The 26,207-nt window shown below is 35.4% G+C and carries 31 protein-coding genes and 1 other annotated feature; of the genes, 27 read left to right on the top strand and 4 right to left on the bottom strand.

The window, feature by feature from the left end; genetic code table 11:
* Positions 1-439: 439 nt before the first annotated feature.
* The 12 genes from RCG23_RS00685 (at position 440) to RCG23_RS00630 (ending at position 9,037) form a co-directional block, all read left to right on the top strand.
* Complete coding sequence (locus RCG23_RS00685; RefSeq protein WP_308178147.1) at positions 440-1,639, top strand: hypothetical protein; 1,200 nt, start codon at positions 440-442, stop codon at positions 1,637-1,639.
* A 312-nt stretch (positions 1,640-1,951) separates the two neighbouring features.
* Positions 1,952-2,425, top strand: coding sequence for a hypothetical protein (locus RCG23_RS00680; RefSeq protein ID WP_308178146.1), 474 nt, complete (start codon positions 1,952-1,954; stop codon positions 2,423-2,425).
* The gene (locus RCG23_RS00675) at positions 2,422-2,913 is read left to right on the top strand and encodes a hypothetical protein (RefSeq protein WP_308178145.1); all 492 of its coding nucleotides are present in this window, start codon (positions 2,422-2,424) and stop codon (positions 2,911-2,913) included. Before RCG23_RS00680 ends, RCG23_RS00675 begins: the two co-directional genes overlap by 4 nt.
* A 132-nt stretch (positions 2,914-3,045) precedes the next feature.
* A complete protein-coding gene (locus RCG23_RS00670) occupies positions 3,046-3,921 on the top strand; it encodes an aldo/keto reductase (protein ID WP_308178144.1) in 876 nt (291 codons plus the stop codon).
* A gap of 180 nt (positions 3,922-4,101) precedes the next feature.
* Positions 4,102-4,806, top strand: coding sequence for an HAD family hydrolase (locus RCG23_RS00665; protein ID WP_308179935.1), 705 nt, complete (start codon positions 4,102-4,104; stop codon positions 4,804-4,806).
* Between the two features lie 105 nt (positions 4,807-4,911).
* Positions 4,912-5,319 (top strand): GNAT family N-acetyltransferase, encoded by a 408-nt coding sequence (locus RCG23_RS00660; protein ID WP_308178143.1) that lies wholly within the window; start codon positions 4,912-4,914, stop codon positions 5,317-5,319.
* Positions 5,320-5,484: 165 nt separating this feature from the next.
* Positions 5,485-5,985, top strand: a complete 501-nt coding sequence (locus tag RCG23_RS00655) for a DinB family protein (protein WP_308178142.1) — start codon at positions 5,485-5,487, stop codon at positions 5,983-5,985.
* A 128-nt stretch (positions 5,986-6,113) separates the two neighbouring features.
* Positions 6,114-6,845, top strand: a complete 732-nt coding sequence (locus tag RCG23_RS00650; protein ID WP_308178141.1) for a class I SAM-dependent methyltransferase — start codon at positions 6,114-6,116, stop codon at positions 6,843-6,845.
* Positions 6,846-7,152: 307 nt separating this feature from the next.
* Positions 7,153-7,536, top strand: coding sequence for a YciI family protein (locus RCG23_RS00645; RefSeq protein ID WP_308178140.1), 384 nt, complete (start codon positions 7,153-7,155; stop codon positions 7,534-7,536).
* Positions 7,537-7,612: 76 nt separating this feature from the next.
* The gene (locus RCG23_RS00640) at positions 7,613-8,179 is read left to right on the top strand and encodes an MOSC domain-containing protein (RefSeq protein WP_308178139.1); all 567 of its coding nucleotides are present in this window, start codon (positions 7,613-7,615) and stop codon (positions 8,177-8,179) included.
* A gap of 93 nt (positions 8,180-8,272) precedes the next feature.
* Positions 8,273-8,629, top strand: coding sequence for a PH domain-containing protein (locus RCG23_RS00635; RefSeq protein WP_308178138.1), 357 nt, complete (start codon positions 8,273-8,275; stop codon positions 8,627-8,629).
* Positions 8,630-8,830: 201 nt separating this feature from the next.
* Positions 8,831-9,037: a DUF5316 family protein gene (locus RCG23_RS00630; protein WP_308178137.1), complete on the top strand. Its 207-nt coding sequence runs from the start codon at positions 8,831-8,833 to the stop codon at positions 9,035-9,037.
* Positions 9,038-9,303: 266 nt separating this feature from the next.
* Here RCG23_RS00630 and RCG23_RS00625 read toward each other — a convergent pair whose 3' ends face one another.
* A complete protein-coding gene (locus RCG23_RS00625; protein ID WP_308178136.1) occupies positions 9,304-9,717 on the bottom strand; it encodes a GNAT family N-acetyltransferase in 414 nt (137 codons plus the stop codon).
* A gap of 367 nt (positions 9,718-10,084) precedes the next feature.
* Between RCG23_RS00625 and RCG23_RS00620 the strand changes: the two genes are divergently transcribed.
* The gene (locus RCG23_RS00620; protein ID WP_308178135.1) at positions 10,085-10,678 is read left to right on the top strand and encodes a YdeI/OmpD-associated family protein; all 594 of its coding nucleotides are present in this window, start codon (positions 10,085-10,087) and stop codon (positions 10,676-10,678) included.
* Positions 10,679-10,774: 96 nt separating this feature from the next.
* Here RCG23_RS00620 and RCG23_RS00615 read toward each other — a convergent pair whose 3' ends face one another.
* Together RCG23_RS00615 and RCG23_RS00610 are read right to left on the bottom strand one after the other, a co-directional pair.
* A complete protein-coding gene (locus RCG23_RS00615) occupies positions 10,775-11,260 on the bottom strand; it encodes a DinB family protein (protein WP_308178134.1) in 486 nt (161 codons plus the stop codon).
* A gap of 320 nt (positions 11,261-11,580) precedes the next feature.
* Entirely contained in the window at positions 11,581-11,898 is a 318-nt protein-coding gene (locus RCG23_RS00610; RefSeq protein WP_308178133.1) for a hypothetical protein, read from the bottom strand.
* A 486-nt stretch (positions 11,899-12,384) separates the two neighbouring features.
* Here RCG23_RS00610 and RCG23_RS00605 point away from each other — a divergent pair, with 486 nt between their 5' ends.
* From RCG23_RS00605 to RCG23_RS00550, 13 genes are all read left to right on the top strand, one after another.
* Positions 12,385-12,663 carry a hypothetical protein gene (locus RCG23_RS00605; protein WP_308178132.1) on the top strand — a complete coding sequence of 93 codons (279 nt, stop codon included), beginning with the start codon at positions 12,385-12,387 and terminating at the stop codon, positions 12,661-12,663.
* A 123-nt stretch (positions 12,664-12,786) separates the two neighbouring features.
* Positions 12,787-13,036, top strand: a binding site (T-box leader).
* A 48-nt stretch (positions 13,037-13,084) separates the two neighbouring features.
* Positions 13,085-13,279 carry a hypothetical protein gene (locus RCG23_RS00600; RefSeq protein ID WP_308178131.1) on the top strand — a complete coding sequence of 65 codons (195 nt, stop codon included), beginning with the start codon at positions 13,085-13,087 and terminating at the stop codon, positions 13,277-13,279.
* 369 nt (positions 13,280-13,648) lie between these two features.
* On the top strand, positions 13,649-14,068 hold the full coding sequence (locus RCG23_RS00595) for a GNAT family N-acetyltransferase (RefSeq protein ID WP_308179934.1): 420 nt from the start codon (positions 13,649-13,651) through the stop codon (positions 14,066-14,068).
* An 81-nt stretch (positions 14,069-14,149) separates the two neighbouring features.
* Positions 14,150-14,290 carry a hypothetical protein gene (locus tag RCG23_RS00590; RefSeq protein ID WP_308178130.1) on the top strand — a complete coding sequence of 47 codons (141 nt, stop codon included), beginning with the start codon at positions 14,150-14,152 and terminating at the stop codon, positions 14,288-14,290.
* 33 nt (positions 14,291-14,323) lie between these two features.
* A complete protein-coding gene (locus RCG23_RS25755) occupies positions 14,324-14,692 on the top strand; it encodes a 2'-5' RNA ligase family protein (RefSeq protein ID WP_374049795.1) in 369 nt (122 codons plus the stop codon).
* Positions 14,693-14,910: 218 nt separating this feature from the next.
* Positions 14,911-15,765 carry an alpha/beta hydrolase family protein gene (locus RCG23_RS00585; protein ID WP_308178129.1) on the top strand — a complete coding sequence of 285 codons (855 nt, stop codon included), beginning with the start codon at positions 14,911-14,913 and terminating at the stop codon, positions 15,763-15,765.
* A 598-nt stretch (positions 15,766-16,363) separates the two neighbouring features.
* On the top strand, positions 16,364-16,783 hold the full coding sequence (locus RCG23_RS00580; RefSeq protein ID WP_308178128.1) for a VOC family protein: 420 nt from the start codon (positions 16,364-16,366) through the stop codon (positions 16,781-16,783).
* Between the two features lie 307 nt (positions 16,784-17,090).
* Positions 17,091-17,432 carry a histidine phosphatase family protein gene (locus RCG23_RS00575; protein WP_308178127.1) on the top strand — a complete coding sequence of 114 codons (342 nt, stop codon included), beginning with the start codon at positions 17,091-17,093 and terminating at the stop codon, positions 17,430-17,432.
* On the top strand, positions 17,399-17,602 hold the full coding sequence (locus RCG23_RS00570; RefSeq protein WP_308179933.1) for a histidine phosphatase family protein: 204 nt from the start codon (positions 17,399-17,401) through the stop codon (positions 17,600-17,602). The genes RCG23_RS00575 and RCG23_RS00570 overlap by 34 nt, the downstream gene beginning before the upstream one ends.
* A 615-nt stretch (positions 17,603-18,217) precedes the next feature.
* Positions 18,218-18,682, top strand: a complete 465-nt coding sequence (locus RCG23_RS00565; RefSeq protein ID WP_308178126.1) for a DUF8821 family protein — start codon at positions 18,218-18,220, stop codon at positions 18,680-18,682.
* 654 nt (positions 18,683-19,336) lie between these two features.
* Positions 19,337-21,670, top strand: coding sequence for an RNA polymerase recycling motor HelD (gene helD / locus RCG23_RS00560; protein ID WP_308178125.1), 2,334 nt, complete (start codon positions 19,337-19,339; stop codon positions 21,668-21,670).
* A gap of 172 nt (positions 21,671-21,842) precedes the next feature.
* Positions 21,843-23,543, top strand: coding sequence for a M3 family oligoendopeptidase (locus tag RCG23_RS00555; RefSeq protein ID WP_308178124.1), 1,701 nt, complete (start codon positions 21,843-21,845; stop codon positions 23,541-23,543).
* Positions 23,544-23,718: 175 nt separating this feature from the next.
* Positions 23,719-24,729: a DUF3231 family protein gene (locus tag RCG23_RS00550; RefSeq protein ID WP_308178123.1), complete on the top strand. Its 1,011-nt coding sequence runs from the start codon at positions 23,719-23,721 to the stop codon at positions 24,727-24,729.
* Positions 24,730-24,812: 83 nt separating this feature from the next.
* On the opposite strand, the gene RCG23_RS00545 is transcribed toward RCG23_RS00550, so the two are convergent.
* Entirely contained in the window at positions 24,813-24,926 is a 114-nt protein-coding gene (locus tag RCG23_RS00545) for a YjcZ family sporulation protein (RefSeq protein WP_308178122.1), read from the bottom strand.
* Positions 24,927-25,272: 346 nt separating this feature from the next.
* Here RCG23_RS00545 and RCG23_RS00540 point away from each other — a divergent pair, with 346 nt between their 5' ends.
* Complete coding sequence (locus RCG23_RS00540) at positions 25,273-25,809, top strand: GNAT family N-acetyltransferase (protein WP_308178121.1); 537 nt, start codon at positions 25,273-25,275, stop codon at positions 25,807-25,809.
* Positions 25,810-26,207: the final 398 nt, after the last annotated feature.

Raw genomic sequence — 26,207 nt, 5'->3', positions numbered from 1 at the left:
GTCCAGGACGCGGACCAGTTACTATAGTATAAGTCATTTGCAACATCTCTTTCAAAGGGTTTTATCTTATTGTATGAGTTACAGTAAATTCTGTTGCATTTATATGGAAAATAATTTAAAAATGGGTTTAATATAAAGGCTGTTTTCTAAAAGATTGTTGTTTTTAGTAGTAGTTGATTTCCGCTTCAGGATGCTCCCTTTCCGCGGGGTGGGCGGTGAGCCTCCTTTTGAAGGTCTTCTTTTTAATAATTATTATCACTTATAAAGTTAACTTACTTCTTTAAAAATAGGTTTTTATTCTTAAGTTTGTTAGAAACGTAACGAAAAAAAGGAAAAAATAAAAAAATTATCCATAAATAAACTTTTTTTAGGAAAAACGCCCATAAAAAGTAAATGACCGTCGTACTATATGGTAATTACATATTTGGGAGGTTTTACCTTGAAAAAACAGATTTTAAAAATTGCTGTCCCTACACTTGCTCTTGGATTAGTTTTTGCACCTGTTGCCAGCGCGGCAAGCACAGAAACAACAGTAAAGACAACTGCTTCAGCTAAAGTAGCAGTTCAACTGACTGCTAAAGAAAGAGAAGGAATTAAGCGTTTAACCAGCATTACAAGAAATGTTTCCAAGGTAGAAGCAAGAGTTACACAGCTTTCAAAGGTAACATCTGATTTCTACGCCAAAACTGCTGCTGTATCTTCCAGGACTGAAGTGGATTTTTACAAGAGCATTTCCGGTAAATTAAAAGCTAACACTAACGAGTTACGATCTTTGAAAAAGCAAACTGACGAGATTGTAAGAAAATTTGGTAAAACAGATGCTGCAGTAACAGTTTATGGAAAAATTACTGCTCAAAATCAGGCTATTACATTTGCCAGCAAGAAAATAGCTGACTTGCACACTCAATTCCAAACAAAGGCTAAAGAAAAAGAAGCCAGTATGCGTCTAGCTTCCATTAATAAAAATATATCGAAGGTAGAGGCAAGCGTGGCCCAGCTCTCGAAAGTAACCACTGATTTCTATGCCAAAGTAGCTGCTGGAACAGTATCTGCCAAAGCAGAAACTGATTTTTTCGCAAGTGTTTCAGGTAAGTTAAAAGCCAATACAAACCAATTAAGGTCTTTGAAAAAGGAACTTGACCTGTACACTAAAAAATACGGCAAAACGGAAGCGGTAACAGCTGCCTATACCAAGATCAGCGCTCAGAATGATGCAATTGCCGTTAACAGCAAAAAATTAACTGACTTGCACACTCAATTTCAATCATTAACTAAAGAAAAAGAAGCTAGTAAGCGGTTAGCGGCCATTTCTGAAAATGTATCAAAAGTAGAAGCGAGAGTTTCAGCGATTTCTAAAGCATCGACGGAATTCTACGCGAAAGCCGGGGCAGCTTCTGTAACAGCCAATGAAGAAGCTGAGTTTTACAAATTAGTATCAGGCCAGTTAAAAGCAAGCTCCTATCAATTAGTTAGCTTGAAAAAGGAACTAGATGAGGCTGTTAAAAAATATAGCAGAACTGAAGCTGCAGTAGCACTAGAGGCTAAAATTACTGCTCAAAATGAGGCGATTGCCTTAACGAGCAAAAATTTAGTTGAATTGCACACTAATTTCAAGCCAGCTGTAACAACTAATAACTGATCCATATTAAAAAGTAAGTAGCACTTAAAAAATTAAGTACACAGCACTAAAAAAAGGGTAACGAATCGCTATGATTTCGTTACCTTTTTTTTCGTCTAGGAAAGAACATGTTGTATTAAGCTGTCTTTTCTATATTTAGATAATAATATTTGGGTGAGGCGCCCGAAAGCGAAATGGATTGAAAATAAAAATGGAGCCTTCATCATAATTTTGATTTTTTTGTGAAAAATAAATGATAGGGAAAGGTATCCGATATTTCTTTTTAATGCTTTGATCTTTTGATTGCATTCGCAATAAAGGGAGCATCCGTAAATGATTTTATTCTTTTATATCATGTTGAATGTGATTGGGATCTTTCTTTTTCAAAAAATTAAGAAACAGCTGCACATCCTCGAAATTATTGTTTATTGGCTGGTTGCTTCTTATTTTTTTCAAAATTTTTCCGCCCTTTGCTATATGAACTTTAAAACTATACAAATTCCCGAAAAACTTAGCTATGAATTCTCACATTTTCTAAACCGCATTTTGCTTTATCCAATGATCATGGTTTCTTTCCTTAACTTTATTCTCATTTTAAATACACTTTTGAAAAAGCTTTTATTAATAATAATCTATGTTTGCGCGTTAACAGGGCTGGAATGGCTATCAGATTCATTAGGTGTTATTAATCATGTCCATTGGCAGATGTGGTGGTCATTTTCTTTGTGGTTTGTATTTCTGTTGGTATTAATTGTAATTATGAAATTCTTTCGCATTGTTCTATTTAAAAAGAGGGTGTACGGATGAATTTTACCTTTGATTGGAATGAATGGTTTTTTATTATCGCTTCTTCTGTAATTTTCTTTCTGTTTTTGTTTATTCGGAAGTATTTCAACCCCGTTATTGTCATTATTATTTGGATTTTTAATATCACCTATGTTTCAACCATTGATTATTTTCTTGTAGGCACACCATTTAAGTTGTATATCTTTGGAGATAATGCCTCCTACGAGCTTTCTGGTGCCCTATTTCATTTATTTATGTATCCTTGTGCATCCTTACTCTTTTTATATGGCTACGATAAGTTTGAGCTTTATGGAAAAAAAACAATATGGTATATATTGTTTTGGAATGCTTTTTCGTTATTTTTTGAATGGGTTTGTGTAAAAAATCATGCCTTGACCTATACTGGCTGGAAGCTATATTATTCTATTCCAACATATCCATTCACGGCTGTTATCTTGATCATTCTTTTTCGATTTACTAAAAAGAAACTCCTGGAACTCTCATTATAAAGTTAACCATCAATACGTAGAGTTGCGAAAGCAGCTCTATTTTTTGTGTGTGCAGAGAAGGTTAGTTTAAGGCGTTTGTTGAAGTAAATATATGTGTCATCAAAAATACAAATCGAAAAAAGGATGATAAAAATGCTTTATACAAAACTTGGGAGAACAGAAGAGAAAATCCCCGTCATTGGCCAGGGCACGTTTAAGTATGGGGAAGATGTAAACGAAGCAAAGGAAGAAATCGAAGCACTTCGTTTTGGAATTGAGAATGGATTAACCTTGATTGATACGGCTGAGGGATACGGAAATGGTGGATCTGAAAGGATTGTTGCCGAGGCAATTAAGGATTGCAGGAATGATGTATTTATCTCAACGAAGGTTTTAGCCCGTAATTGTTCGTACCAAGGGGTAATAGATGCGGCTGAAGCAAGTTTGGAAAGGTTAAAAACATCGTATATCGATTTGTATTTCCAGCATTGGCCAAGCATGGAGCACGAAGTAGAGGAAACCATGCGCGGAATGGCCTATTTAGTTGATAAGGGTCTTGTGAAATACATTGGAGTAAGCAATTATACGCCAGAATTAATGGAAACAGCATGGAAGGCTCTAGGAAAACATGCCCTCACTTGTAACCAAGTTGGCTACCATTTAAATGACCGGAGAATAGAGAATAATGTGCTGCCGTATTGCCAGGAGCGGGGGATTACGGTAATGGGATATTCCCCATTTGGGTATGCACCGGAGCTATTCGGCAATCAGGGATTCCCGAAGTCTGGATCCAACGAGAGGCAGGCTTTGGATGAAATCGGAGCGAAATATGATAAAACAGCGTATCAAGTCGCCTTAAACTGGATTCTTAGGCAGAAAGGTCTCGTTTCCATACCAAAAGCGAAAAACAAATCCCATATAAAAAGCAACCTCGAGGCGCTTGGATGGGAACTAGATGCAGAGGATCTGGCACAAATGAATGTACTATTTCCTAAACCAGTTGAAGATATGCCGCTGTTAAAGTATTAAGGGAAATTATATTCAACAAACAAAGATTATTAAGAGGTGAGTGGTTTGGTAAAGACAGAAAAATAGCCTCCTAAAATTTTTAAACACAATTTTAGGAGGCTATTTAAATGAAGTAGTTTTTTAGATTTCATAAATTGTATTTTTAATTCTGGGGTTAAAATTTTCAATAAGGGTGTGTTAATTATTAAAGCAGTTATTTTTGATTTTGATGGTGCTTTAGCTGATACCTTACCAGTTTGTTTCTTTGCATTTCAAGCAGTGTTTAAGGAATTTGATAACCTTGAGGTTACTCCAGATGAAATTAAGGCGATGTTTGGTCCATCCGAGACAGGAATCATCCGAAAAAATCTTTTAAATGAAAATCACGAAAAAGCAATTGAATTATATTATGAAAAGTATGATGAAAAGCACCGATCTGTCGTTCAAAATAATGTGGAAATAAATAACTTACTACAAAATTTAAAAAGAAATGGATACAAACTAGGGATTGTGACAGGTAAAGCACGAAGAAGTCTGGATATTTCTTTAAAGTGCCTTAATATGAATAATTTTTTTGATGTTATTGTAACTGGTGATGATGTTAATATTCCGAAACCTCATCCAGAAGGAATAAATAAGGCATTAGCATTGCTTAATATAACAAACAGTGAAGCCCTTTTTATCGGGGACAGTGATGCCGATATTCAAGCTGGAAAACAAGCGAATGTACATACAATCGGAGTACAGTGGTTACCGAATTACCAGACACTAGAATTCAGTGTTCAGCCAAATCAAATATTTAGTAGCATAAGTGAATTCATACGATGTTTTTTTCAGAATGATACTTACAGAATGCAATATGATGAATTAAAAATGAAGTTTGATGGAAAAAAGATGGATGAATAGAGGGAAACAAAAAACCAATTTTTCCAAATGTTAAAGAAAGAAGATAGAAAGATATTTTATAAATTAATTAGATGACACTTAGTTATAAAAAAAAAGGGTGCTTATGTGGAAAATACTTTGAAATATACGACAGAACCCCCTAAAGATTTTAAGCAATTATTAATATTGTATGAATCTTTAGGATGGAATTCACTTAACTTAACTGCTAATGATTTGAAACAAATGTGCAATCAAAGTTGGTATGCAATTTATGCCTTTGATGAACAACAATTAGTGGGTATGGGGCGTGTTATTTCAGATGGTGTAATAACTGGAATAATATGTGGAGTGTGTGTACTACCAAGCTATCAGTCCAAAGGAATCGGCAAAAAAATGGTAAATCGAATCATTGAACATTGTGAGCAAAATAAAGTAATTCCTCAACTAATGTGTGTAGAAGGTTTGGAATCCTATTATAAAGCTTTAGGGTTTGAAAAATTTTCCATAGGTATGAAAAAGAACATAAATCGATAATTTATTATGATTATACTTCTTGTACTATTAACTTTTTATATAATGATCCATTTTATGTAAATCAGACAATAATTTTAAAAGTAGAGAAAAAGCTGCTAAAGATTACTTCCATTCGTAAATGAAGTATATTCTAAAGCGTTATTATACAGAGGGGATTGAATGTGAATGCAAGATGTTCTGAAGCAACAATACGATTTCATTAGGTCCACTAGACAAACTTTGTTTGCGTTTTTGGAAGGGATTCCTTTGCAAAAGTTGCACAACACAGTTCCAAACTTCGGGAACAGCAGTATTATAAGGACCCATATTCACGTTGCTGATTGCTATCTGGGCTGGCTTGGGAAATTCGCACTTAAACTGACTGATTGTTCGTTCGCTACAGATTATGATATCGAAAATTCAGATGTCAAAAAGGTTCGAGATAGATTTGAATTAGTCGATGAAGTAGTACAACAGTTTTTGTTAGAATTCAATTCTCGCTGGTTCGAAAATTTAGCGAATCAGGTAAAGTGGCAGGAAGAACCTTGGATTACAACTCCCTTATGGCTCTTAACCCATACCGAAACACATGAGTTTCATCATAAGGGACAAATCGTATCGATGGCTCGGCAATTAGGCTACACTCCTCCAGATACAGACCTTGTTGAACCTGAGATAAAAATATAGGTTTCATTCATTAATTTTATAGGAAATTTCTTTAAATTAACGTATTAAGAAGTTTGATAAACCGCTATTTCAGTGGGCCGAAATTGGTTAGAAGGAGGCTTTCTTAATAAATAGGAGATGAAAATTTTATGAAACAAAATAAGTACGATGATGTGAATTTCTTTTCTGCGTATGAAAAAATGACACGTTCAGTCAAAGGACTAGAAGGTGCTGGGGAATGGCATGTATTAAAAGGTCTTATACCAGAACTGCGAAATAAAAGTGTACTAGATTTGGGATGCGGTTTCGGTTGGCATTGTCGATACGCTCGTGAACAACAAGCAAGTTTTGTTATTGGAGTAGATATATCTGACAAAATGCTTCAAAAAGCACGTGAAAAAACTGATGACCCGATAATTTCTTATATTAAGATGCCAATTGAAGACATGAACTTTTCTGATTCTCAATTTGATGTGGTTATTAGTTCATTAGCTTTTCACTATATTAAGTCTTTTGAAGCAATCTGCCAAAAAGTCTATGATTGTCTAAAGCCTGGAGGTTCTTTTGTTTTTTCAGTTGAACATCCAATTTTTACATCTCGGCACGAACAAGATTGGTATTATGATGCCCAAGGAAATCGAATGCATTGGGCTGTTGACAATTATCAATTAGAAGGAGTGCGTGAAACAACTTTCCTAACCGAGAACGTTATAAAATATCATCGGACGTTTTCAACTTATGTCAACAACTTAATTAATGCAGGTTTTAGTATCAGAACAATTAAGGAACCAATTCCATCAGAAGAAATGTTAAAGAGTGTTCCTGAAATGAAAGATGAACTCCGAAGACCTATGTTTTTAATTATCTCAGCAGAAAAATAAAAATCTATCATTATATATTCTAAGTGCTACAAAAAGTAGGGACGTTTTTTCGTCTTTAATTCAAACGTGCAGCATCGCTTACCCGCAATTCGCGAGAGCGGGAAGTGCTTTTGAATCAGGTCTCCGAATGTGGGGCGGAATAGTAGGTCAGACCGTGGGAAGAAAGTCCAGATAATTATTAGCGGATGTGTCGATATTACCGTATGCCGATCGTCGACTAAATAGAGGTAAGAATAAAAGAAATTTGTAGTGAGCTGTATGAGAATAACGGTAAGCCAAAATCAATTAAGTAAAGGAGATTTTTAAAATGATATATCTATGTTTGGGTTACTTTGAACCAGAAATAATGGATGCTCGCCCCAAGGCGGAGATTGATGCTGTTATGCGCGAATGTCAGCCCCACCTCGCGGAATTCTACAAGAGCGGTCAAGTGATGATGGATGCTGGGCTCGACTTGGAGGCCAAATGTTTGCGGTGGGTGAACGGGGAGGTAATGGTTACGGACGGTCCTTTTATAGAAACCAAGGAGTTGATTGGCAGTGCGTTTCTCATAGAAGCAGAGGACATGGAGGAAGCAATTCGGATAGCCTCACTACATCCGACCACGCAAGTGAGTGCGGGAGAGGAGTTTGGCTGGGGCATTGAGATCCGCCCTATCCACTACTTTGAAAAGAGAGAACAGAAGCACTAGTTTTTTTGAAGTAAGAAGACTTTAAAAAAACGGGTAGATTAAAATACAGGTGTTAATCACAAAAAATCAGGGGGATATGATGAATGCTCTAAATGAAAGTACCATTTACGGTAAGGTTCTAGCTGTAAGTTTAAGTGGTAAACATACATTTAGTAAAAAAAATCATAGCAGTATTAAATTAGTGAAGGGATTTGGTGTTGAAGGAGATGCACATTATGGTCTAACAGTTAAGCATCGTTCAAGAGTTGCTCAAAACCCGAATCAACCTAATTTAAGACAATTGCATCTCATTCATTCTGAGTTATTCGAAGAGTTAAAAAACCGCTATATTATTGAACCTGGCCAAATGGGTGAAAATATTACCACGCTCGGAATTAATCTTCTTGATCTACCTACTAGCACCCTTTTGTATATTGGTAATACAGCAATCGTAAAAGTAACGGGTTTACGTAATCCTTGTGCACAAATAGATAATTTTAAACCAGGGCTTTTGAAATCTGTCCTAGATAGAGATATCGAGGGTAATTTAATTCGAAAAGCAGGAATAATGGGGATAGTCTTTGAAAGTGGTGAAATAAAACCTGGAGATTCCATTTCTGTTAAATTACCTCCCATGCCTTTTAAAAAACTTGAACGTGTTTAAGCTAAGGAGCGATGCTTCAGAACCTCGCCTTTTCTTATTCGAGTAACGATGCAGATTAATGGAAAAAGATTTTAAAAAAGGGGAAATTAGCTAATGAAAGCTAATTTAGAAACAGCAAAGAAATATTTAAAAGAGCGTGAGGAAGTGCTCTCTTCACTTTATTGTATAATAGAATTTGGCTACATAAATAGATCAGGAATTTTAGTTGCTACAAATGAAAAATTATTGTTTTGTGCGGACTATATGTTCAGAAATGGGTTAAAATGGGAATTTAAATATGATAAAATTTTAAATTTTAATGAAAATAATGGAGTTGTATATGGGGCAGTTCCTTTTATTGAAAAGTTACTGATGCATTATGAAGAAGATTTTATTGTTTTTACTAATTTTTCGAATCCATCTAAAGTAAATGAATTCTCCAAAGTAATTAAAAGTAAGGTTGAAAATTGAAAACTATGAGTCTGATTACTTCATAAACTTTACCTTTCTTATTCAAGTAACGAATGCAAGAGTTAAAGATCTAGCTGCCTTTCCAGGTGGCTTTTTTTCTTATTGTGCTACCGGGGCAGTTTAATAAGAAAAACTTAAATGAAACAAAAATAGCATTATTTCGTATATATTTGTAGGATGTTGGAAAAAGGGGGAGTTTTATTGTTTCAATTTTTTCTAATTGTAGGGATAGTTAGTATTATTATATCAGGTGTTTCTATTGGGGCTTGGACAGATGGAGACCGTCAAAGAGCAAATTTTTATACTGAGACAACTGAACACAGAAGCTTTAGAACAAAGATAGCATTAATATCAGGTCTGGTCGGCATAATTGCTTTTGTAATTTCAGGGGTAATTTATTTTATATAAAAACAGTAATTGATAATCAAAATTAAGTGTTTTACTTCGAAAAGGATAAATCCTTTTTCTTATTTTCTTCTTCAGGTAACGGGTCAGGAGTTGAATAAGGAATATTAATTTATTAGATAGAATTAAAGTAAAAAATTAGACTTTCCCCTTGAGGTGTTGGATGAGGAAAATAACTTTTATAATGATTATTTTATCGCTACTTTTTTTACTTCTATTTATTAAATTAAAAAAGCCGTTATTCTTTTTAGAAAAACGACTTTGAATAGTTAGTTCTTTACTAAAATGTGCATACCAGGAGCATCTGAGGGACGTGCGTGAAAACCAAATTTTTCGTAAAATCCAACTTTGCCCTTAGCGCAGGATAACTGAATAAAATTCACATTGGATGTCTTGCAATGATCCATTAACATTTGCATGATTTTCTTTCCAATACCTTGTCCTTGGAAATCAGGATGGACGATTAAATCACAAATAAAGGTTTGATAGAGACCGTCAGAAACTATTCTTCCAAATCCAACTAAGTTATTGTCAATTATTGCAGATACGCTAAACCAACTATTTGAAATTGCTTTATGTAAAATATCATCAGAGTAATTGAAAGCTTTATTCCATCCAGTAGTTTCGTATAAATCAAAAAATTCTTGTTTAGAAGGAAGCGTTTCAAGATACGTAATTTCCATGTGTTAACCCCCAAATCATTATATGTCCGACTATTATTAGACGTAAATATTTGAATAAAGGTTTCAAACTTTAACAGAGATTTTCTTAAATATATTTCGTGAACAGTTCGAAGATTATCACTAGTAATTCTAACTTTATAAAGAGGCTAATAGCCGATTTAAAAGTGAAAGAGCCAGTACCAGTGGTGTAATAAAAATAGGTATAGTAAAATTTAAGCGAAGATAATTTATATCATGGGAATCTGTGAGGATTTTATGATTGAGAACATTATGGCTATACTGCAAGGGAACAATCAAATCCTGAGGTTGATGTATATTTAAGTAAAGCCAAAAAGTGGCAGGAAGAATTTAAGTGAGGTGTTCCTTGATGACAAAGAGTAGATTGAATCCTAAGGTTGATGAATTTTTAAGTAAATCCAAAAAATGGAAGGAGGAATATGAGAAGTTGAGAGATATCGTTCTTGACTGTGAGCTGACCGAAGAATTTAAATGGATGCATCCTTGTTACACGTTTAAGAACAAAAACATCGTTTTAATACATGGATTTAAAGAATATTGTGCGCTTCTGTTTCACAAAGGCGCGTTGTTACAGGATGCCCATGGTATTCTAATCCAACAAACGGAGAATGTACAGGCGGCGCGCCAAATTCGGTTCACCAATGTTCAAGAAATAGTTAATATGGAAACCATCTTGAAAGACTATATTTTTGAAGCCATTGAAGTTGAAAAAGCCGGTGTGGAAGTGAATTTTAAAAAGACTACAGAATACATCATTCCTGAAGAACTTCAAAATAAATTTAATGAAATCCCTTCCTTGAAAACTGCTTTTGAAGGATTGACGCCTGGACGGCAAAGAGCATACATTCTTTATTTTTCTCAACCCAAACAATCCAAAACTCGAGAGTCAAGGGTTGAGAAATATATGCAGCAAATTCTCAATGGAAAGGGATTAAATGATTAGTACCTTTTATTGAAATTACTACCGGAGCAATTTGCATAACAAGACAAAAAAATAAAGCTTTGGATATACGATGATGTCCAAAGCTCTTTCATAAAATTATAATGTTTTAACTTGCTCAATTTTTAACCCGAAAATTTGAGGTGGTTCAATTTTGTTCATTTGTAAATATGTAGATATTTGTCCACGATGATGGATTTCATGTTCGGGTATTGCCATAAGTATTCTCCACGCACTAGCTTCATGACCATTAAGGGTTAAAACCTTTTTTGTCAACACATCGTTGCCAAGTTTTAATAGACCCTCTGTTAGTTTATTCTGACATGCCTCCAAATAATTTGAAATATCCTTAAGAGAAGCCCCTTTATCAGTATCATGTCCTATGTATGTCCACGTTCCATGTTCAAATATACCAAGAAACATCAATCGAGATGATGCGATATGTCGCAATAAATCACCTGTAGAAAATTTATCTTTAGAAGGCTTCCAATCTAAAAGTTCACTAGGTATTGCTTTCACATATTGCATCGTTCGTTTATGAATACCATCTAAATATTTTACATATTCTTTTATATCATGAATCATATTGCCACTCTCCAATTTTTCTGACTTTTATTAGGTATATTCTTAATTCTTTGGAAATAACCCTTTAAATTGTAGAACCGTATTTAGAAAATAGCAGAAGCATAATTTTTTTTATGGACTTGCTAATTTATCTGCGATTTATAATGTTAATTCTGGCATAAACCCTCATTACCCAATTAAAATCAATAAAAAAGCAGAGATAATTCATATGCGAATTACTCTGCGATTATAGCTGCTTTAATATATGTTTTTATACCTGGGGGTACTTCAAAAGAGAACACCTCAGGGAAAAGGGGCGTTCTTTTTTAAAGTGATCGAAATCATCCTTGGATTTCTCTATGCTGATAACCATTATGAGTGGCGTACACTTCATACCATTGGTATTTCGGGGCTTTGAACCACTCGTAATGCGGCAAATAAATCAAATACCTTTCATTGCCTTCAGCATCAAGTATCGATTTGAATATTTTAACTTTTCCTCTTCCATACTTTTGATCTAAGTATCCTTCCATTCCTTCTCTGACAATATTTTTTTCTTCCTCCTTTTCTTGCTTATATAGCTCCATCATTCCCTCATAAAAAACAGCCAACAAAATCAAAGTAATAGGAATCAAAACGAAAATCAGAAATTTTAACAAAAGAATAACCTCCTACATTTGCTGTAAAGTTTCATACAACCAAAAAGTCTTATTGTATGATGAATAAAACTCAAACACTCGAGAGGTTTTTTATAAAGGAGAGTAAAGGATGTCCTTGAAAATCAACATCAAATTAAACTCCTTTCGCACCTCGGTGATGTATCAGCCCCTTTTCTTTTTATGGATTTATAACGATTGTAAATCCGATAGTTAAAAAAAGGTGTGATTTAAATTACAAAAAATATGGATTTACTTGTATTATTTATGAACTCAGCATTTTTAAAATTTTGCCTCTTCAACTATGGTTGCGATACGTCAATAAAGAAGGGGTTCTTATTCCTTATTCAAGGAACGATGCAGGTTAGATTAACAACATCAGTATATTTTAGTATTATTAGGGACATTGTTTATGGAGATTATATATATGGATAATAAAATACATATTTTTATGTGGTATTATCAATTTTGAATTGGAGGGTAAGGGAATTGACAGATTTTTTAAGTGAGTTTTTTTCCTCTTTAGCTGGGACTATTAGTCCTACTAGTACATTGAACACCCAAAAAATTGATAAAAATATAAAATTTTTACTCCAATACGAATGGTTTAAGGAGATATATGAAGATGAGAAATACCGTCGCTTATTCTTTGTTAATCGAAAAATTAGGGGATATTTACAAAGCAGTATTCGTACCAAAAAGATAATTTCAAATCAAAAATCACAAGAAAAATTTATTTCATTTTTGAACAAACAACTAAATAATTAATTAATCTGTGCATTCGACTATCGGATGGTTTTCATTCTGTTGCTGATGGATTACCGAAAGGTGGAAAATTTTTCATGTTTCGCTTGACCTTTTAATATCCATATTTTAGTATTAAATTAATATTCAAGAGCGATGAAGATGAAAAGTAAGCTTTAAGAACGTTTCAGAGAGCGGATGGCTGCTGAGAATCCGTACGGGATTATGGTTGAATGGGCTTCGGAGCTTCTAGACTGAATCAAATAGTAGGTCTAGCGGATGTCTTACCGTTAAAAGAGACTACGTATCGAAACATCGTTAAGGTTTCAGTACGGACTAAGTGCTTTTATTTATATAAACGAATGAAGGTGGCACCACGGGGTTACTCGTCCTTTTTTTGGATTGAGCAGCCCTTTTTGTGTTTCCAATTTAACTGGAGGTTATTATGAAAAGAACGATTTTAACAGGAATTAAACCAACGGGACAAATTCATTTAGGAAATTATATTGGGGCAATAAAACCCGCTTTAGAATTGGCCAAGGTTAAAGATTATCAGCCCGTTTACTTTGTAGCAGATTATCATGGAATAACTAAAATTCATCACGCCGAGGAGTTTCAAACCGCGAGAGAAATACAATGAACTAATGGGAACGCCGAAAACATTGGATAAAATATTATTAAGTGGGGCAAAAAGAGCAAGGGAAGTTAGTGTACCATTCCTCAAAGAAATTAAGCAAAAAATTGGTTTTCGTGTCTAATTGTTATTTAACTAAATGGTTTGTTTCTGTAAATTATTATATTGGGAAAAATTTCAGGCAGGACAGGAAGTAATATTCTAATGGCTGGAGTAGGGCTATCTATTTTGTCAGCAATAAGGAACTTGGATATGAAAATAGAATTAACAAAAATGGAGATGGGTTAATGTGATTTTAAAAGACGACCTATTCATAAGATCTATGAACCCTAATGACTTTGACTTTATGGTCAAATGGTTAAATGATTCTAAGGTATTGGAATTTTACGAGGGCCACCATCCAGTTTAGAAAGTATAATTACAAAATATGGTCCAAGAGTTGAAGGAAAGCATTATGTTAAGCCATGTATTGTTGAATATAAAAATAAACCAATTGGATATATGCAATACTACGAAATCCAAGAATCTGAACTAATAAAATACGGTTATTCAGAAAAACAGAATGTGTACGGAATAGACCAGTTTATTGGCGAAACTGAATTATGGGGTAAAGGAATCGGTACATCCATGATTTTATTGATTTTAAAATATATTAGTACAAATGAAAATGCGTCTCGGGTTGTGTTGGAAGTAAAGAATACTAATGTTAGAGCAATCTCCTGTTATGAAAAATGTGGTTTTAGAAAAGTTCAGACCCTTAATGATAATTTTTACTTAATGGAGTGGGAAATTTAAAGTAGTTAAGCAAAGCATTTGTTTTATGCCTAACTGTCCATAATTATAAGAGCGATTTTTAAAATTGGAGATGGTTAAAGGATGTTTGGGGTTATAGCATTATTTGATGAACAAACAGAACAGATTATTAACGATATTTGGAAAGAATTAAGAGAAAAGTTGATTTCCTTCTATGCAGAAGAAGTAGAAGATCGAAGACCCCATATTACGTTAGCTAGTTAAAAGGATATAAACACAAATGAATATATAAAAAGAATGAATGAATTCTATGATGATAGGGCAAGTGTAGATATCACGTTTAATTCGATTGGCTCGTTTTTGAAGTCAGGAGCCTTGTTTTATTCACCAACTATTACAAAAGATTTGATTGAATTTCATTCTAATCATCATAAATATTTTAAACAATTCAATGATATTCCCATTTCAATATATTCACCTGACAATTGGATACCGCATTGTACGTTGTCTAATAGATTGTCTTCTGAAAGACTAGCAGAGGCATTTAATTATTGTTTATCAAGAAATGAGACAGTATATGGAAAAATAAAGGAAGTTGCTATAATAAAAATTGTTAATAAAAATACAGTACCTATAATTTTTTCGAAAAAATTAAAAGAGAACTAATTGTATAATACGGCACTAATGGGTCCTTATTTGATGATCCATGTGCCTTTTTGGTGCCTTTTTTTATTGAACTAAAGTGACGCTGTAGTTCAATATTAGAATTTACTAGGTTCAGTAAATTAAGTAAAAATGATTTTATTGGAATGACGACTTTAATAGTGTTTACTCGTATAGATTAATCTAAGAGAGAAGGAAAAAAGGTGGTTAAGTTAGTAAAAATGATTTTATTCATTATGGTAGTTTTTACTTTAACCTCATGTGATCAAAAGGAAAAAACAATCATTAGTTTGAAAAATGTAGAAGCTTCTTCCAAACAATTGCAGGATGTGGAACTTTATAATTTGCACTATAAAAGTGATGGATTGGATATAGGAGGTTATGTCTTAAAACCTGTAAAGTTAAAGACTCGAGCCCCCGTTTTAATTTTTAACAGGGGTGGAAATCGTAATGAAAGTATGGTTGATTGGAATCTCATTCATTACGAATTAGCTAGTTGGGCAAGAAAAGGTTTTGTGGTCATTGCTTCTCAGTATAGGGGAAATCAAGCAAGTGAAGGTAAAGATGAATTCGGCGGGGCGGACGTTGATGATGTTCTTCACCTCGTCAATGTAGCGAAGGAGCTTCCTTATGCTGATAGTGAAAATATCGTAATGCTTGGTTATTCACGAGGTGGAATGATGGCCTATCTTGCTGCTAAAAAAGGAATGCCGATAAAGGCAATGGCAGTTGTAGACGGCTTCACGGATTTATTTGATACATATAATAGTAGAGAACAAGGAATGACGGATGTGTTAGACGAACTAGTTGGAAGTCCTGTTGCAGATAGAAGTAAATATAAAGACCGATCAGCTGTTTACTGGGCAAATAAAATAAATGTACCGACACTAATTCTTCATGGACAAAAAGACTGGAGAGTTTCTGTGAAACAAGCCGATGAACTTGCAAAAAAACTAAGAGAAAACCATAAAGAATACAAATATATAAGCTATCCAAATGAAGACCATTCTTTACTAAATCATTATAAACAATCACATGCGGAAATATTAAATTGGTTTAATCATTATCTCAAGTAAGAGTCGTTAAAATAAATTACAAATTAATTTAATACATGGAGGTGATAAGAATGAAAAAAAAGTAGCAATTATTCTTGTGATTTTTCTTTGTTGTATGGTCGTCACTGTTTTGTATTTCATCAATAAGCTAAATCATTTACCGATATATCATTTTGAAGGAAAGGAACTATATTCAGGTAGGAGTGTTCTAGTTCCTAGTCAAGCTGTGATTACTGAAAATATTAAAACGAATTTTTTTCCTTTTTGGAAAAAGATTGGGACTGTAGAACACAAAGAAATTGGTATAGAAGGCTCTCTACATAAGTTTAAGCAGGATGGTTCAACCTATGTTTTTTACGATAGTGGAGTGGAAATGGTTTGGCAAACGGTCTACGAATATAAGAAATAGTAAAGACAGAGGCCACTTTTATCGACCAACGATTATGTTCTATGTATAAAATTTTAAAATTGATTCATACATATTTATCTGATATTTGCCTATAATTGTGTATGTTGCAATAAAATGGAGTAAATGGTAATATAAAAAAGAACGTATGTTCCGAGTGAGTTAAATGAAATGGTTTAACTCCTCCTAAATAATAAAAATGAGGTGTTTAGGTTGATTTTAGGTATTTATCCGTATTTAGTTATGAATGGCAACGGACAGGAAGCTGTTAAGTTTTACGAACATGCATTGGAAGCGAAGGTTCTTTCAGTTCAAACGTTTGGCGATATGCCTGCAAACCCGGAATATCCTACACCAGATGAAGCTAAAGATCGTGTAATGAACGCACACTTGAAGGTTGGCGATACAGATCTTATGCTTTCAGATACATTTCCAGGCAACCCATATCAGCTTGGTTCACAAGTAACAATTGCAGTTACAATTAACGATGTAGAAAAAACGAAAGAAGTGTTTGGAAAATTACAGGATGGCGGTCAGGTTATCATGCCAATCCAGGAAACTTTTTGGAGCCCTTTATATGGACAAGTTACCGATAAATTCGGCGTTACATGGCAGGTCTCTACTTTAAAATAATTACATACCTTGGAAATAATATAAAAGCTGCTTCGGCGGCTTTTTGTTTTTTAGTTTTACTCCGTTAAATATTGTTGTTGATTTTCTTATTAAACTACCATGAAAATAAGTTTCTTCAAGATTAGAAAAATGACAAACGGGTGCAGAATTTGAAGATCAATGAAGGATATGCAGCTCTTTTTTATTGTGTTGCCTTGGCAGGTTAATGCAAATATACCTATGATATATTCTAAATAATATTGAAAGGAAAACCTTTTTCCTTTATAGAAATTAAATAAGGAAGCATATAGTGAGGAGGGTAAGATAGATGCAAATATTATTGATTCGTCACGGAGAATCAGAAGATGACTTTCTAGAGGAGAATTACAGTGGTTCTACTGATTTGCCCCTAACTCCAAATGGCCTTTTACAAGTAGAGAAAATGGCACAACGAGTTTTAAAAGAATTTCCACCCGATTTTATATGGAGTAGTACATTAAAAAGAGCAAGTGAAACTACCGAGATCTTATCTAATACTATCAGTTGTTCAGTTAAATACATAGATAATTTAAGAGAACAACAGGAATCAGAAAGTAATCTAGAATTTAGGTTGCGGGGGAAACAGTTCTTTCATCTATTCAGGAAAACAGTAACGCATCCACTAGAATAGCAGTTATAACTCACGGTGGAATGATAACTAAAATTATTGAAAGCTTTCTTCAGTTACCGACTGAAAATAATAAATGGTTCCACACGAATAATACAGGTATTCATTTCTTGGATTATTACAAAGGTCTACAAATTATAAAATTTGCTAATAGTACATCTCACTTAGACTAATATAAAGAAAAGGTTTTTATAAGGAATTTTATTGAGCTGCATCGTCAGGTAGCTTTTCTTAGTATACTAAAGGTCAGGCTACTTGTAGATTGTGGTTAAATTATAGGGTGCTTGAATTACAGAAGGGGTGTAGTGTTGTTCCAATAATGATGACGTAATAAAATTCTAATAGGGTAAGGGGGACTGTGATTCAAGTGAGTAAAGTTGATAAACAAAAAAAAAGATGGAATAGAATAAAATCCAAAGGCAAAAAAAGATATGTATTAAACATATTATTCATATATGTAGTTTTTTCATTAATACTTGCAACAGTGCAAGTATTTGTGCTTAATAGAATACTCTTAACTTATATTTCGTATGTTATTTCATTATATCTAATGTCCATAATAATATTTAGTTTATTGGGAGTATGGATAGGAATTAAAACTTGGAATGCTAACACGAATAAGTTTGAAAAGTAGGTTATGTTTACGTTAATCCTCTTAAAAGTAAACATTTGAAATAATGTACTTAAACTTTGTATCGTCAAAAGAAACAACTTGAAGAATGGCTTAGTTTTTGGTGAAATATCGAGTCCTGTTGTTAGGAAATAAAGAGAGAAAAGGAGAGATGTAAATGTCCTATATCGTTGATTTTAAAAATGTGTCTACGGTTGGTTTAGAGTCTTCACCTGTAGTAGAAGCGCTTGCTGGTTTACGTGCTAATGAAGCCCGTTACTTTATGAACAAATACAAGCATGAATTCACGGTTGTACCAGCTAGAGAAAGTCAGGAGACCCTTGATTATGTGAACCGAATTTTGAAAGAAGACCGTGATATTGAGTTTGCGGCCAAGCCTTTAGAAACGTCGCGTTTTCAAGTGGAAAATATCAAATTTGCCTACGTCTTTTATGAAGATGGTCTTGAGGTCAATGTCATGTATACAGTTGATGACCCTAAGAAGCGGGCAGTTGGTTTTAAGCTTTCTGAGGGGATGGAGGTACCAAAGGAGTTAGAAGGGAAGTTTAAGTTTGCTAGGCAGAAGTCTAAACTAGCTGGAACAATTCGGGGCTCGTTTTTTGTAATTAAAGGAGAATATTAAAGTAAGCAAAAGCGCAAGTGGAGGAATCCATCCATTACGGTCTGTCTCATCTACGCTGGGATCAGGCCAATATGGATGCATGGATGGAGAAACAATATTGACTAATGATATGCCACAGAAGAATGTATTGAAACAATGCTATATTGCATATGGATATTTTTATTGTTGTCAATTAATCTTTATGAAAAATTTCTCTAAAAAAATCTGTATAGATGCTAATATTTATGCATATTTGCGAAACTGTGTTTGTGAACTAATGAAGTTTAGTGGCTGAAGAAACTGCAAAGCTTTATTGTCTACTAAGATATGACTTAAATAAACCAATATCATTTTTGGTGAAATATTGATGGGGTATTTTCAAGAGAAATCCTTGAAATGTTTATCAAACTAGGTGTCACTATAATCTAGGGGAAAATTAAATATACCTAAAAGTTAATCGTGGGTATTCTTTATAAGAATAAGAAAGAGGTATTTATGAATCGAAAAGTATAAAAATCTTGTCAATGCATTGAAAAAAGTCAGATTCCGTGATAAATTTATTTAGATAGACACTGTATAATTATAAAATTATAGTATATCCCTTATTATAATAATACAATATATTTTTTTGTTAGTCAACTACCTAAATTTATTCTTTTTTTAAGTAGGTTTGCTATGAATTCAGAATTTCAGCTGGAGCAAAAACGAGTGGACAGTGTAATGGAGACAATTACGGAGCAAATCAGCAGATTAGAGGAAGAAACTTCCCTGCGCCGTAACGAAGTTGTTAATATCCGCAAACACTTTTGGGATGAAATCAAGGTGAATGTTGATACCTTCGATGATTTTCTTGAGACCATCATCGGCTTGAGACAAGAGGCTCAAGCTCTTTCCGTAAGCCAAAGCACCCATAGACATGCATCCAAGAGATTGTCCATGCTGCGCCGTATGCAGGAGGTTCCATACTTCGGTCGAATTGATTTCATTGAAGAAGGAACAACTCGGGAACAAGTCTATATTGGAATCTCCACGCTTAGGGATAAAAGTGGAGATAATTTCCTTATCTACGACTGGAGGGCACCAATTTCGAGTGTCTACTACGATTACCAGCCTGGTCCTGCTAAGTATGCAACCCCAGGAGGCGTAATCCAAGGCATATTGGAGAAAAAGTGGCAATATCTTATCCGCGGCGGCATTCTTCAATCAATGTTCGATACGAGTCTTACCATTGGTGACGAGATTTTACAGCAGGTACTGGGCACAGGTACAGACAAACATATGCACAATATAGTAGCTACCATTCAACAGGAGCAAAACCGGATCATCCGTCATGATCACGGGAGGCTTCTCATTGTTCACGGTGCAGCTGGCAGCGGCAAGACATCAGCCGCCCTGCAGAGGATTGCGTATTTACTCTATAAATATCGAGATAGACTGAATGCAGATCAAATTATTCTATTTTCACCAAATTCGATGTTTAAAAGTTACGTGTCCAACGTGCTGCCTGAGCTCGGAGAAGAGAATATGCAGCAGGTTACATTTCAGGAATATTTGGACCATCGGCTAAGTAAAGAGTTTCAAGTTGAAAATCCCTACGAGCAATTAGAATATGTTTTAACTAAAGTAAATACCTCTTCATACAGGTCAAGAATAGCTGGAATCCAATTCAAGGCATCTACCTGTTTTTTTGAGACCTTCAAATCATACAGGAAGTCGCTGGAGTTATCTGGAATGTTATTCAAGGGCATTTTCTTCAGAGGAAAGCCAATCGTTACTGCTCAACAAATTGCAGAAAGGTTTTATAGCTGCGACACCTCACTCCGCTTCGATAACAGACTTGAAAAGTTGAAGGATTGGCTAATTAAGAAAATAAATGAAGCCGAAAAAGTCGAACGGACTAGGCCATGGGTACAGGAGGAAATCGAGCTGCTTTCCAACGAGGATTACCATAAGGCATATACCTACTTGGCGGAAAAACAGGGCTTTAAAAGAGAATCGATTGCCGATTATGAGATCGAGCCAGAAGCACTTACCCGATTGATTGTTGACCAGAAATTGAAGCCGTTGAAAAAACGAATCCGTGCTTTTCGTTTCGTTGACATTAAGGGGATTTACAGGCAGCTTTTTGCTGAACCCTTGCAGATCAAACAGTGGATAGAGGGGGAAACACCCGTAATGTGGGCAGATATTTGTCAAGCGACGCTGCAGATGCTAGATGACGGCAAACTATCTTACGAAGATGCTACTCCGTTCTTACTTATGAAAGAGCTGATTCTAGGCTTTCAGACGAACAGCTCGATAAAGCACATACTTATTGACGAGTCGCAGGATTATTCACCGTTTCAATTCGAGTTTCTAAAGCGTTTGTTTCCTTCGGCAAAAATGACTGTGCTAGGTGACTTTAATCAGGCGATATTCGCCCATGCCAGCGAAATGGTTGATTTTCACACACTTACCGGCTTATACGGACAGGATGATACGGAAGTGATCAACATGACACGCAGCTACCGTTCAACAAAACCGATAATTGAATTTACACGCAGACTAGTGCCTGACGGCGAACGGATTATCCCTTTCGAACGTGACGGTGAGCGACCTGTGCTGACACAATTGTTCGATCATGCAGAACTGCACCGGTGCATTGCATCCAAAGTCGCAGCTTTGCGAAGCCTTGGCTATAATAGTATTTCCATAATATGCAAATCAGCTGAGGGAAGTAAGAGCGCATTTGAAGCTTTGTCCAACATTGATGAAATTAAGCTCTTGAAGAATGGTTCGATTGAATATGAACAAGGAGTTGTCGTCATACCGTCGTATTTGTCTAAAGGCATTGAATTCGACGCTGTCATCATCTATGACGCATCGGAGCAAGTTTATGGCGATGAGAGCCTGCGCAGAGTTTTCTATACTGCCTGCACCAGAGCTATGCATTATTTGCAGCTTTACAGCGTGGGAAAACCGACCCCATTTTTGCGAAACGTTTTGCAGGAAGGTTTCATCCAAGCTTGATATAAGGAATATGTACTTTTCATAGAGCATGCGAATGGGCTCATTTTAGTACAATGGCGACAAGAAGGAATTCTTAGCCTGTGAACAGAATAAATACTCCTTTAGGGAAAATGAGGCTGAAAACATTAAACGAATGATTTTAGCTAAAGTTCATTTGAGGAGGGGACGCGGAATGTCTGAACTATCAACATCTGAAAAGTATTATTCTGATGCGATCAATCTGAAAGATGTTGAAGCACTGGAAGCCAAATTACAGGCGGTATTACAACAGGAAGTTACGTCTGTCGAGGATTTGGAAGAGTGGCTTACAGAAGAGAGAAAGCTTACAGATGAGATTGTCGAGGCGATGACTGGCCACCGTATCGACTTTTATCGTGATACAGCAAATTCCTACAAGCGTGAACTTCATATGCATGACCAAACTATCGTGCAGCCACTGTTGACGAAGTTTCAAGCGGAGTTTGACAAGAAGTTCTGCAGCTTTTCGTTCACCGAACAATTGGATGACAATAAATATGGCTTGATGCGTAAAATGCGGCGAACAAAGGAGGAACTGTTTCGAGAAGAGAACATTTCACTCGTGGTTCGGGAACAGGAGCTGGTCAGCAGGTACAGTGAGGTCATGGGTGGCTTTACTGTCGAATGGCATGGAGAAACAAAACCATTTCCGTTCGTTCAGGCACAATCAGATAGTCCGGACCGGAACATACGTGAGCAAGCCTGGCGTGCACTAGCCGAAGCCCGCAGCCGAGTTAAGCCGGAGATTGATGAAATCATGAATGAACTTGTGAGTTTGCGTCACAAAATGGCTATTAACGCAGGATACGAGAATTATCGTGACTACATGTTCACGAAGAAAAATAGGGAATACAGTATTCAGGATTGCTTTGACTTCCAAGAGTCTGTAGAGAAGCACGTGATTCCAGCCTGGAAGCGTCTTGCCAAGGTCTTTCAAACAGAAATGGGTGTAGAGGTCTATCGTCCATGGGATATGGGGCCATGTACACTTCATGGAGCACCTTTCTCTACTGTTACCGAGTTAATCGATGGAGTGGAACAAATGCTTGGAAATACAGACCCCTACTTCCAGGAAGTATTCCAATTTATGCGTAAAAAGGGGCTATTTGATTTGGAAAGCAGGAACGGAAAGAGTCCTGGTGCTTTCTGTGACCCCTTACCGGCATCAAAGAATAATTTTATTTTTTCCAATTTCAGTCCATCGTTTGTTGCAATCATTGCGCTCATTCACGAGTTTGGTCATGCAGTAAACGGCTATCTTCAGTTTGATAGTGAGAATGGTATCCAGGAACACAATCACCGTGAGGAGCTAGCCGAGCTTTTCTCGCAGGGTATGGAGCTTTTACTGCTGGATAAGCTCGATACATTCTATACTGATGATCTCAAGTTCAAGAACGCGCAGCGAGAAGAAATGCGTCGCGCCTTAAATATGCTCATAAATCCACTTACAGGGGACCAATTCCAGCATTGGCTCTACACAAACCCTAAACACTCACCACAGGAGCGGGATGAGAAGTTCCTGGAAATCAATAAGCGGTTTCTTTACAGCCCAGTTGATTTAAATGGCCTTGAGTCTGAGATCGGAGCCAGCTGGATTGGCAGTATTCACTTCATTGCGTATCCATTTTACAAAATTGAATATGCCATATCGGAACTGGGTGCACTACAGCTGCTGCAGCTTTATCGAGAGGATCCTCCGAGAGCGATCGCACTTTTCAAACAAGGAGCTGGTACAAATTTTAATCAATCCATCGCCCAAATCTATCGTGATACCGGTGTTGAATTCGATTTCTCTGAAAAAGTCATTGAAAAGATGGCCAAATTTGTAGAGAATGTCATTTCCGAATTGCAATAAATAGTATGAGGTTAAACTCCAGAATGGGCTGTCTCGAAGTTAGAGACAGCTCATTATTTATGAGTGATACCTTTTAATAATATCAATCACAAGCATTTATCAAAAACCGAGCTGTATCACTAATAATAAAGTACTTTTCTGCAGATAATAGTTGAAAAATGGGAGATGATTTATTTTGGAACTCTCGCACCATCCACTTTTAACAGCCACAGAGTTAGCTACTTTATGGAATACCTATATGGCTGATACGATGGGTAAATGTATGCTTACTCACTTTAAGCAAACTGTTGAAGATGAAAGAATTGAACAAATTATTGATTTTGCTTTGAAAATCGCTGAGAATCACATTGAAACAATTAAAGACCTTTTCCATAAGGAAAATATACCAATTCCACAGGGATTTGGAGTAAACGATATACATAATAAAGCACCAAGGTTGTATTCAGATGTTTTTTACTTGCGTTATTTGGAGCATATGGGGAGAACAGGTTTAAGCACGTATTCATTAGCCAAAGCAATTTCTTCTAGAAAAGACATACGGGAGATCTATAAACTTTGGTACAGCCAAACTGAAAAAATGTATGATGTGGCAACAGATTTAGCATTAGAAATGGGAGTTTACGTGAGATCGCCCTATATTGATTATCCCAAAGAAGTCCAATTTGTAGAAAATGACGATTTTTTAGGGCACCTTTTTGGTAAACAACGTTCATTATTAGCCATAGAAATCGCCCATTTAGGAACAAATATTGAGGTTTGCCATGTAGGACAAACACTGCTAATGGGATTTAGTCAAGTAGCTTCCTCAAAGGATTTAAGACATTTCTTTCTTCGGGGGTCAAATGCAGGAAAAAAACAAATTTCCTCTTTTTTTGATATCCTGAAGGACAGTAATACATCATATCCATCAACTTGGGATTCTTTAATCACTGGGTCCATTGAACCGCCATTCTCCGATAAATTAATGCTGTTCCAAGCAAATTTATTAAGTGCGATTGCCATTGCCGATTTTGGTACAGCTATTGGCGGAAGTGTTAGAAAAGACATCGGGATCTTATACGCCAGGCTGATAGTTGATTTAGCAAGCTATGCAGAAGATGGGGCAAAATTCATGATTAAGGAAAAATGGCTTGAAAAACCGCCACAGACTCATGATCGAACTAAATTAATAAACCGAGAAGATTGAAAAAATTAAAAGGAAGCACGAGCTATCGTGCTTCCAGAAGAAACGGTGGGGAGAATGAGAGTAGGTTTTTAATGCAAATTTAATTAGTATCCGCCTCTTATAAAAGAAGTTCCGACAATAATTAACAAAATAAAAAGGACAACAATTAATGCAAAGCTACTTCCCTTGCTGCCTCCTCCAGAATGGGAACATGACATTGTCTTTTCACCTCCAAGAATTACTTAATACAACCTATTCAGTCAGTTTCCTGCCTGATATGGACAAACGGTTAATGTCAGTTCAATTTTTATTTTTAATGACCCCTATGATAAAGCTGATCTTGATATGTAATCAAAAAAGTACACCAATGAACCTCTAATAATAATTCCCCAATTCAAATAAAACGTCTAAGTCCATTTTAAAAAAAGACAAGAATTAGTTCGAGATTAAGAAAATTTTAAATTTATTGACAAAATATAAAAATAAATTAAAATAAACTGTACGGTCGGTTTTTTAGCATGACAATTTTAATAAAACTACATTTTAGAAAAGGGGAGAAGATGAATGTCATTAAAAACAACAAATCCGATTTTTACAGATAGATTGATCTTAAGAATGTTTGATCCTCAAAATGATATTGATAGTTATGCTGCAATCCTGGGACAAAAGGATGTCGGGAAATGGCTCCCAAAGCGTGATGCCTATAATTATGACGAAGCAGTGGGAATGATTAAATTTTTCACTGATCATTGGGAAAGAAATGGATTCGGAACGTGGGCGTTAACTACAAAAGATGGAACTTTATTAGGTCACATGGGGTTGAATCTTTATCCTGACTTAAAAGAAGTTGAGGTTTTATATGCCCTCGGAGAAGAAAGTTGGGGAAAGGGATATGCTTTTGAAGGAGCAAAGGCTTCTGTCCAATATGCATTTCAGGAATTAAATTGTGAAAAATTGATTGGATTAACAAAACCAGATAATAAGGCGTCACAAAATGTTTTGGAGAAATTGGGAATGAAACACACTAAGGATATCCATTGGAGGGGGATGGATTTATATTACTTTGAACTATTTAAACATGACTTCAGCGGAACTGTCTAATAGGAAAATCTAATGGACAAAACCAGGCAGCCGAGTAATCAAAATGTCTAATATAAAAGGGCTCTATTGGACAAAACCAGGCAGCCGAGTAATCAAAATGTCTAATAAAAGGCTTCTATTGGACAAAACTAAGCAGCCCAGTGATCAAAATGTCTAATAAAAGGCTTCTATTGGACAAAACTAAGCAACCCAGTGATCAAAATGTCTAATAAAAGGCTTCTATTGGACAAAACTAGGCAACCGAGTGATTAAAATGTCTAATAAGAGTGCTCTATTTGGCAAAACTTAGCAGGCGAGTGATCAAAATGCCTATTAAGAGGGTTCTATTGGACAAAACCAGGCAGCCTAGTGATCAAAATGTCTAATAAGAAGTCGCTAATGGATAAATCCTTCCAGCA

It is taken from the genome of Neobacillus sp. PS3-34 (assembly GCF_030915465.1).
Taxonomy (GTDB): Bacteria; Bacillota; Bacilli; order Bacillales; family Cytobacillaceae; genus Neobacillus_A.
The sequence above is the reverse complement of the archived record's forward strand: the minus strand, read 5'-3'. Positions and strand labels throughout refer to the sequence as shown.

Excerpts from the sequence above, each read along its gene's own strand:
- RCG23_RS00680 (WP_308178146.1), top strand. The coding sequence starts at position 1,952 with ATGATTTTATTCTTTTATATCATGTTGAATGTGATTGGGATCTTTCTT.
- RCG23_RS00675 (WP_308178145.1), top strand. The coding sequence starts at position 2,422 with ATGAATTTTACCTTTGATTGGAATGAATGGTTTTTTATTATCGCTTCT.
- RCG23_RS00670 (WP_308178144.1), top strand. The coding sequence starts at position 3,046 with ATGCTTTATACAAAACTTGGGAGAACAGAAGAGAAAATCCCCGTCATT.
- RCG23_RS00655 (WP_308178142.1), top strand. The coding sequence starts at position 5,485 with ATGCAAGATGTTCTGAAGCAACAATACGATTTCATTAGGTCCACTAGA.
- RCG23_RS00650 (WP_308178141.1), top strand. The coding sequence starts at position 6,114 with ATGAAACAAAATAAGTACGATGATGTGAATTTCTTTTCTGCGTATGAA.
- RCG23_RS00645 (WP_308178140.1), top strand. The coding sequence starts at position 7,153 with ATGATATATCTATGTTTGGGTTACTTTGAACCAGAAATAATGGATGCT.
- RCG23_RS00640 (WP_308178139.1), top strand. The coding sequence starts at position 7,613 with ATGATGAATGCTCTAAATGAAAGTACCATTTACGGTAAGGTTCTAGCT.
- RCG23_RS00635 (WP_308178138.1), top strand. The coding sequence starts at position 8,273 with ATGAAAGCTAATTTAGAAACAGCAAAGAAATATTTAAAAGAGCGTGAG.
- RCG23_RS00625 (WP_308178136.1), bottom strand. The coding sequence starts at position 9,717 with ATGGAAATTACGTATCTTGAAACGCTTCCTTCTAAACAAGAATTTTTT.
- RCG23_RS00620 (WP_308178135.1), top strand. The coding sequence starts at position 10,085 with ATGACAAAGAGTAGATTGAATCCTAAGGTTGATGAATTTTTAAGTAAA.
- RCG23_RS00615 (WP_308178134.1), bottom strand. The coding sequence starts at position 11,260 with ATGATTCATGATATAAAAGAATATGTAAAATATTTAGATGGTATTCAT.
- RCG23_RS00600 (WP_308178131.1), top strand. The coding sequence starts at position 13,085 with ATGAAAAGAACGATTTTAACAGGAATTAAACCAACGGGACAAATTCAT.
- RCG23_RS00590 (WP_308178130.1), top strand. The coding sequence starts at position 14,150 with ATGTTTGGGGTTATAGCATTATTTGATGAACAAACAGAACAGATTATT.
- RCG23_RS25755 (WP_374049795.1), top strand. The coding sequence starts at position 14,324 with ATGAATGAATTCTATGATGATAGGGCAAGTGTAGATATCACGTTTAAT.
- RCG23_RS00585 (WP_308178129.1), top strand. The coding sequence starts at position 14,911 with ATGATTTTATTCATTATGGTAGTTTTTACTTTAACCTCATGTGATCAA.
- RCG23_RS00575 (WP_308178127.1), top strand. The coding sequence starts at position 17,091 with ATGCAAATATTATTGATTCGTCACGGAGAATCAGAAGATGACTTTCTA.
- RCG23_RS00565 (WP_308178126.1), top strand. The coding sequence starts at position 18,218 with ATGTCCTATATCGTTGATTTTAAAAATGTGTCTACGGTTGGTTTAGAG.
- helD (WP_308178125.1), top strand. The coding sequence starts at position 19,337 with ATGAATTCAGAATTTCAGCTGGAGCAAAAACGAGTGGACAGTGTAATG.
- RCG23_RS00555 (WP_308178124.1), top strand. The coding sequence starts at position 21,843 with ATGTCTGAACTATCAACATCTGAAAAGTATTATTCTGATGCGATCAAT.
- RCG23_RS00545 (WP_308178122.1), bottom strand. The coding sequence starts at position 24,926 with ATGTCATGTTCCCATTCTGGAGGAGGCAGCAAGGGAAGTAGCTTTGCA.
- RCG23_RS00540 (WP_308178121.1), top strand. The coding sequence starts at position 25,273 with ATGTCATTAAAAACAACAAATCCGATTTTTACAGATAGATTGATCTTA.